Annotated in this window: 7 protein-coding genes and 1 pseudogene; 4 read left to right on the top strand and 4 right to left on the bottom strand. The window is 35.2% G+C overall.

What is annotated here, in order from left to right; all coding sequences use genetic code 11:
- Positions 1-335, bottom strand: a pseudogene (locus HCJ50_RS02400) (hypothetical protein); the annotation flags it as partial.
- Positions 336-475: 140 nt separating this feature from the next.
- On the opposite strand from HCJ50_RS02400, the gene HCJ50_RS02395 reads away from it, so the two are divergent.
- Positions 476-910, top strand: a complete 435-nt coding sequence (locus tag HCJ50_RS02395; RefSeq protein ID WP_185345829.1) for a DUF1433 domain-containing protein — start codon at positions 476-478, stop codon at positions 908-910.
- A 786-nt stretch (positions 911-1,696) separates the two neighbouring features.
- Positions 1,697-2,509: a histidine phosphatase family protein gene (locus tag HCJ50_RS02390; protein WP_185345831.1), complete on the top strand. Its 813-nt coding sequence runs from the start codon at positions 1,697-1,699 to the stop codon at positions 2,507-2,509.
- Positions 2,510-2,542: 33 nt separating this feature from the next.
- On the opposite strand, the gene HCJ50_RS02385 is transcribed toward HCJ50_RS02390, so the two are convergent.
- On the bottom strand, positions 2,543-2,974 hold the full coding sequence (locus tag HCJ50_RS02385; RefSeq protein WP_038406688.1) for a universal stress protein: 432 nt from the start codon (positions 2,972-2,974) through the stop codon (positions 2,543-2,545).
- An 85-nt stretch (positions 2,975-3,059) separates the two neighbouring features.
- A complete protein-coding gene (locus HCJ50_RS02380) occupies positions 3,060-4,898 on the bottom strand; it encodes a LapB repeat-containing protein (protein WP_185345833.1) in 1,839 nt (612 codons plus the stop codon).
- Positions 4,899-5,257: 359 nt separating this feature from the next.
- Here HCJ50_RS02380 and HCJ50_RS02375 point away from each other — a divergent pair, with 359 nt between their 5' ends.
- Together HCJ50_RS02375 and HCJ50_RS02370 are read left to right on the top strand one after the other, a co-directional pair.
- The gene (locus tag HCJ50_RS02375) at positions 5,258-5,716 is read left to right on the top strand and encodes a MarR family winged helix-turn-helix transcriptional regulator (RefSeq protein ID WP_185345835.1); all 459 of its coding nucleotides are present in this window, start codon (positions 5,258-5,260) and stop codon (positions 5,714-5,716) included.
- A 6-nt stretch (positions 5,717-5,722) separates the two neighbouring features.
- Positions 5,723-6,082, top strand: a complete 360-nt coding sequence (locus HCJ50_RS02370) for a Lin0512 family protein (RefSeq protein ID WP_185345837.1) — start codon at positions 5,723-5,725, stop codon at positions 6,080-6,082.
- A 108-nt stretch (positions 6,083-6,190) separates the two neighbouring features.
- Here HCJ50_RS02370 and HCJ50_RS02365 read toward each other — a convergent pair whose 3' ends face one another.
- The gene (locus tag HCJ50_RS02365) at positions 6,191-6,877 is read right to left on the bottom strand and encodes a type 1 glutamine amidotransferase (protein WP_185345839.1); all 687 of its coding nucleotides are present in this window, start codon (positions 6,875-6,877) and stop codon (positions 6,191-6,193) included.
- Between the last annotated feature and the right edge of the window lie 38 nt (positions 6,878-6,915).

The raw sequence follows: 6,915 nt of genomic DNA, 5'->3' as shown, positions 1-6,915 counted from the left end.
ACAGCTTTTTTTAACTTTCTATCCGTTTCTGGTTTCTGTCCAATACCCAGTTTCCCGACATCCGTGTGAATCCAATCTTTCATAAATTGCTTGGCATTTGGTTCTGAACCTCGTGCCACAAAAATAGCGTTACCGTAAACTGTTTTTCCTTTTTTGTATTCTTTTGCTGGTACAACGGCGATGGCTTGTAAGCCACTTCCTGACTTATCAACCGAGTTAATCACTTTCCAATGCGAACCATCTTTTGTAAATAAATCTCGTCCCTTAGTCAATGTATCATTCTTATAAACTTCATCGGATAAATTGAAATATTGTTCATCTGTAAATTCTGCCATTTTCATCACCGCGTATGTTATACTTATTTTCTATAGAACAAAAGACGGGAGTTTACTACATGGAAAGAAAAAAGAAACTCATCATCATATCAATCATACCACTTATTATACTATGTATCATTTTAGGAGGGTACTTATACATGAAACATCAGGAAAAAGAATTAATGGCTGAACAAAAACCACGTATTGAAAAATTTTTACACTATAATTTTAACAATATCAATAACATAACTCTAACAACTACGTACACCAATCCAACTGGAGTAACTCATATTGAAGGATATGTAAATGATGATAAAACTTTAACAATTGACGCTCCAGTTGATAAAAATGGGGTAGAGATCGTTAATGGTACAGGCTCTAATAGACTATACGACGATTATTTAAAAAAAGAATTCCAAGAAAAAGCCAAAAATGTAACTGACATTGAACGCGAAGAAAAAGCCAAAAAGAAGAAAGAAAAGGAATCTAATACAGAAGAATCTTCGTTAAAAACACGTTCTGTTCAAGAAATTATAACTGACCTGCAGTCTCTAGAAACTTCTATCCTTCAAAATAACCGACACCCACTCTAACAAGAAACTAATTTTGCACTAGTTCCTTGTTTTTTTGTTGCAATTTCTCAATTTACTCCAAGCGGACATAATTGTTTCTATCTGGTTTAATCCGTTGCGTAGAACCATGTTTCTACTCTTTCATTTTCACACATCGAAAAGCGCATCTGTCTCTTGGTATGTATTAAATTTTCCTTCCACACATGCCAATTATACTGTTCAATAATTAACCACATTTTGAAAATCAATTTCGATATTTAAGTCCCTTCGATTTATTATACAATTGCACGTTCAGAGGATATAAATGTCGACTTCGTTCTTTCTTCCCACATATTCCAGAAGTATTTACATTTCACAATAAGTAGTTAAAACTAACACCTTCTCAAGATAAAAAAATACGAAGCTTGATTTACATTTCACAATAAGTAGTTAAAACCCGTCCATTTTCATCCTTACTCCCATCTTACCTCACAAAGCTATTTTTGTCGACCTATCTCAAAATCGGCTCTTCAACTTCCTAAAATTACTATTCAAAACCAAAATATCCCCCACTCTCATTCTCTCCCAATGCATCTCGCAAATCTGTCGGTCTCCAGTACTTTTTACGCTACCACACATCGACAGAAAACACATAAACTTGTAAACGCTTACCATCTATGCTAAAATCATCCTATAAACAAATAACTCACTCAGGAATGTTACCTAATTTGGGCATAACCTAGATGGATTGGAAGATGGCTTTTGGGCTTTTTTCTAATTTATCTGGGTTTTTATTTTGCTAAATACTTATAAAAAAGGAGAACAAGAATGAAGAAAAATGTTTTGAAAGTGATGGTTATGTTTTGCGCTTTACTTCTGATTGCGGGCTGTGGGAACGATTCAACTTCGAGCAAAACAAAGACAACAGAAAAGAAAGATGGTACAGTGACATTCTATGTTGTTCGTCATGGGAAAACAATGCTTAACACCACAGACCGAGTACAAGGATGGTCTGATGCCGTGCTTACTCCAGCTGGGGAAGAAGTTGTCACATCTGCAGGAAAAGGATTAAAAGATGTTGATTTTGGGGCTGCTTATAGTAGTGACAGTGGGCGCGCAATTCAAACGGCAAACCTGATTTTAGAAGAAAGTGCGAAATCCTCGGATACTAAATTGCAAACAGATGCACGTTTCCGCGAATTTAACTTTGGATCATATGAAGGCGATTTAAATCACAATATGTGGTCAGATATTGCGAAAAGCCAAGGGAAAACATTAGAAGAATGGCAAAGTGCTGGTATTTCACCCAAAAATTTCGCTGATAGTGTAGCAAAATTAGATAAAACACGTGTGAAAGAAGGCGAAAACTGGCCTGCGGAAGATTACGCAACTATTCAAAGTCGACTTAAAGATGGACTAACAGAAGTAGCGAAAAAAGAAAGTAAAAAAGGCGATGAAAATGTCCTACTTGTTTCTCACGGACTAAGCATCGGCGCACTTCTTGATACTATTGAGCCTGGTTATAAACTTCCAGCAACTGGTATTCAAAATGCGAGTGTTACAAAAATCACTTATAAAGATGGTAATTTCAAAATTGAAGATGTAAATGATATGAGTTATGTAGAAAAAGGTCAAAAATAAATAAAAAAGGAGCCCACCCTCGGCTCCTTTTTCTTATCTTGCTATTAACGTATCACAAATCGCATGTGCCATAATATAAGATGAAACGCTACCTAATACTAGTTTTTCGACTCGGTTCATCCCTGTAGCTCCACAAATAATTAAGTCTGCTTGAAACTGTGCTGGAATATCAGTTGAAAGTAAGACTTTTGGATTTCCTTTAGCAACGAAAGTTTCTACTTGTTTCACTCCTGCTGCTCTGGCTTTTTCTGCGTATTCATTCACGTTACCTTTCAGTTCAAGTTCTGCTTTTTCTTCCAAGGTACCATCATAGGAAACGTTTGGCGAAAATGCACGTAAATCTACAATGCTAGCAATTCCAAGCACTCCATCTAATTTCAGTGCCAATTCTAATCCTTTTTCAAATGCTAGTTTTGCTGGTTCAGAACCATCTACAGCGACAAGAATACGGTGATATTTGTCCATAATACTAACCTCCCATAGCTTTTCTTATAGTATACTTTACCCTATAAAAAGAATTTTAGGCGAGGAATTTTGTGTTTTTGTTTACTTATTTACGTTTTTTCAAAAGGATCATTGCTGTTAAACCAAGCATCAAACTAGTAAAAGCAACTGGCAATGTTTTAGAATCTGTATCACCTGTTTTAGGGAGCTTTTGCTGGGTTGTTTTTGTTGGCTCTTTTGTTGTTAGTGCCGTACTTTCTTCCATCATTAAATTGGTTGATGACTCTTTGGTTATAGGTTGTTCTGCTGGTTCATTTGCTTTTGTCGATTTGTTTGTCGGTTCTTTTGTTGGTGTCGTTTTATTATTTTCAGGGTCTGGTGTTACTTTTGTTGGTTCGGTCGGATTTGTTGGATCAACTGGATTTGTTGGATCAACTTTAGCTGTTACTGTCACGATGATTTGGACTGGATCCGCACTTTGACCACGTTCGTTTTCAGCCTGAAGAGTTACCGTATATTCACCAGGTGTGTTTAAATCCACAACATCATTAAAATCACTTGTAAGAGTTGCATTTTCTGTAACAGAGCTATTTGTTTCTGCTAAAAATTCTTCCGCTGTTTTGGTAGTATTTTCTTCATAGCTAATAGATGGATCTGCTGTGATAACTGGTTTTGCATAAACCGTTACTTTCACTTCTACAGGGTTTGCTTGAAGTCCAGCACTATTTGTTGCATTTAAAGTAACAATATATTCGCCGGGTGTGTTAAAATCTACAACTTGGTCAAAATTACTTTGAACCGCTGTTCCGTCATCTGTTTTCGCATTGATATCTTGTAAAAATTGGTCATTTGTAGTTACTGCATATTGATTGTATCCAATAGTTTCATCTGCAGTTAAATCTAGCGTATGACTAATGTCAAAATATTGGTCATATGTCCCACTAGAGACAACATAATTCGTCATGCTCGGCGGGGTTGGATAACTTCCTGTCGGGAAATCATAACGCGCATTATATTCCAATTCTGTTAGACCATCGAACTCCTCTTTTGTTACTCCGCTCACTGTAATACCATCATCTGTAATAGTAAGACGAGAACTTGCAACTGCTACATCATTAAAACCTAAATAGGTGTTACTTGCAGAAGTTGATTTTGAAAATGGTGCTACTGTGCCATCAAAACTAGTTAATGGGTTTGGCATCATTGAAAATGGTAAGTAAAGCGTTTGATTTGCTTCATTATAATCTAATTTTCCAGATTTCAAAGTAATTCTCGGATTAGTTCGACCCGTATTCTGACCAAAAGCTGAAAGTGATTTAAGTGTGCCATTTTTAAAACTAGCAAAATTATTTAAAGGTCTAAAGTCATCAATGCCATCAAATTGAAGAAAGAGTGTTTCCAAATTTTCTAATGAGGCAAGCGGGGAAATATCTGTAATTTTCATTGAATTTTCCGCGTATAAATACCTTAGCTTAGGCAATTTATTTAACTTTTCAAAAACATGATGCGTTACATTTTTACTACTTATACTTATACTCTCGAGTTTAGTTAAACCATTCAAATCTGGAAATGAACTATCTGTAATGTTTTCACCAGAAACGCTTAAATAGGTTAATTCTGTATTGTTTTTAAGAGGATTTAAATCACTAATATTTGTATTACTTATATTCACTGAACCCAGGTTTACGGCCGTTTCTAAGCCTGTTAAATCGGTAAACGTGGATCCTGAAAGAGTGATTGTTTTTATTAATGCCATTTGGTCTTTTGTAATATCTGCATCACTTGCTTGATTAAGTTGACCATTCAAATATGCTTTTAAAGCTGTATCAGGGATATTGACGATGGCATTATCTGATGAAGTTTCTTCTGCAAATGCAGGGACAGTTGGATATGTCAGCACAATAACACATGTAATTGCTAATAAAAGTTTAAAAAGTTTTTTCATAATTATCTCCTCATAGGTCAATTTATTATCCAAAGTATACCGTCGTTAAAAATAACTAACAATACGTTCAAGGAAGAAAAAGTAATTCTTTTTTAATCGAACATTCTAATTATTCAATCTACAATTATTGAAATGGCTCAACAAAAAGGGGTAAAGCGCTATCATGTCTTTTTTAAAATTGAACGAATATTCTAACTATGTAACAAATTAGACACAAATATTGGTTTTTCCACTTTTTTACTGGTAGTTTTGCTCAATAATTATTAAGCTAGATTACTAAAAAAGGATCGCTTTTGCAGTTATTACCAACCCTTATTTATGCTATACTATGGATATTGATAGAAAAAGGGGTATTATTTATGAACAATGAACAAAGCATGAATCAACAAATCGCTTTATTTTATTTTGGCTATAAAGCTTTCACTGAAACCGCAGATTTGATTATTGCCAAGCATTCACTGAAAAGACTGCATCACCGCATTTTGTTTTTCACTGCAAGATTACCTGGTCTCACTATTAATGAGCTTTTGACGTTTCTAGAAATATCCAAACAAGCTCTACATCAACCTCTTGCTGAACTAAAAGAGCGCCAATTACTTACCATTGAACAAGGAACACGCGATAAAAGACAACGATGTATTTTTTTAACAACAGCTGGTAAGGACTTAGAAAACGAGCTTGGAGCAGCACAACGTAAACAAATGGCACAAATTTTTGCAGAGTCTTCTGATTTAGAAGGAAGTCAGTTCACTAAAGTAATGGAAGGTTATGCCAAAAACCGACCTGGTGCGGCACTAATTAAAGATTTTAAGGAGTGAGTCAAGTTGGAAAAACTATTATTTATCCAAACTGGTTTTGGAGTAGATGTTCATGGTCAAAATATTACGAAAGCAGCTGAACGAGCAGTTAGAAATGCGATTTTCACTAATTCTATGCCTGGAATACGTAGCCAGCTTCCTGAAAATAATTTAGAAAATATGGTAGTAAATATCAAACTCGCGTTACCTTGTGATGCTGACAAGCTAAATGAAGAAGCGATTCGCACAATTATTCCTTATGGTACGGTTACAATCGAAACAATGCCAGGTGGAATGGTAACAACGAGCGGAATTTTCTTAGAAGATAAAGAGGATAAAAATGATTTAATGTATATTGTTAACGCTTCTGTGGAAACAGGGTATTAAATAAATGTGTCTCTAAAACGAAAAATAAGCAAACATCTCGTCTCGCCCATTTTTTGAAAATGGCTCTATAGAACAGATGCTTGCTTTTTTATTGTGGCTAATTTGTACTTATTCCCCAGTTTCTTTCCCCGCTACTAAGTGATCTAAAATCGCTTCTAACATTCGTTGATTATCTTCTGGGACATCTCTTTCACACATTTCCTCAATACTTTGAACGAATTTTCCAGGAGTAATAAAATCCTTATCCACTTGCAAAATCGTCTCAATTCCCGCTTTTTCCATTTCAAAATGAAATTGCAATCCTAAAACATTTTTACCATATAAAAAGCCTTGATTCGCACAACCTTCACTATTAAATAAGCGTTTAGCTCCCTTTGGTAAGGAAAAAGTTTCTTGATGCCAATGAAAAACATTTAATTGTTCTGGAAAAAAAGGTAATGCCATTGAGGTTCTGTTCACAGGAAGGAAGCCAACTTCTTTTTCATCATTAATAGAAATATAACTACCTAGTGTTGCTGCAATTTGTTGCGCTCCTAAGCAAACACCAAAAACGGCTTTTCCTTGGTCAATGAGCTGCTTTATTAAATTACGTTCCTCTATCAACCATGGAAATTCAGCAGAATCGTTCACTCCCATCGGTCCACCAAGTACAATTAAAAACTCCGAATCAGTTGGCAATTGCATTTTTTCGTTAAATAAACAATGAATTCTTAATTGATGTCGATTTTCATTCGCCCATTTCGCAATAAGACCCGGTCCTTCGTGTGGCACATGTTGTAAAACGTCAATAATCAAAGCATCATCTCCTATTATTTTTTCCTATTATGATAGAA

It is taken from the genome of Listeria immobilis (assembly GCF_014322765.1).
Classification (GTDB): Bacteria; Bacillota; Bacilli; order Lactobacillales; family Listeriaceae; genus Listeria; species Listeria immobilis.
The sequence above is the reverse complement of the archived record's forward strand: the minus strand, read 5'-3'. Positions and strand labels throughout refer to the sequence as shown.

Bases quoted from the DNA above. Each gene is read 5' to 3' on its own strand.
- HCJ50_RS02390 (WP_185345831.1), top strand. From the start codon at position 1,697: ATGAAGAAAAATGTTTTGAAAGTGATGGTTATGTTTTGCGCTTTACTT.
- HCJ50_RS02375 (WP_185345835.1), top strand. From the start codon at position 5,258: ATGAACAATGAACAAAGCATGAATCAACAAATCGCTTTATTTTATTTT.
- HCJ50_RS02395 (WP_185345829.1), top strand. From the start codon at position 476: ATGAAACATCAGGAAAAAGAATTAATGGCTGAACAAAAACCACGTATT.
- HCJ50_RS02380 (WP_185345833.1), bottom strand. From the start codon at position 4,898: ATGAAAAAACTTTTTAAACTTTTATTAGCAATTACATGTGTTATTGTG.
- HCJ50_RS02385 (WP_038406688.1), bottom strand. From the start codon at position 2,974: ATGGACAAATATCACCGTATTCTTGTCGCTGTAGATGGTTCTGAACCA.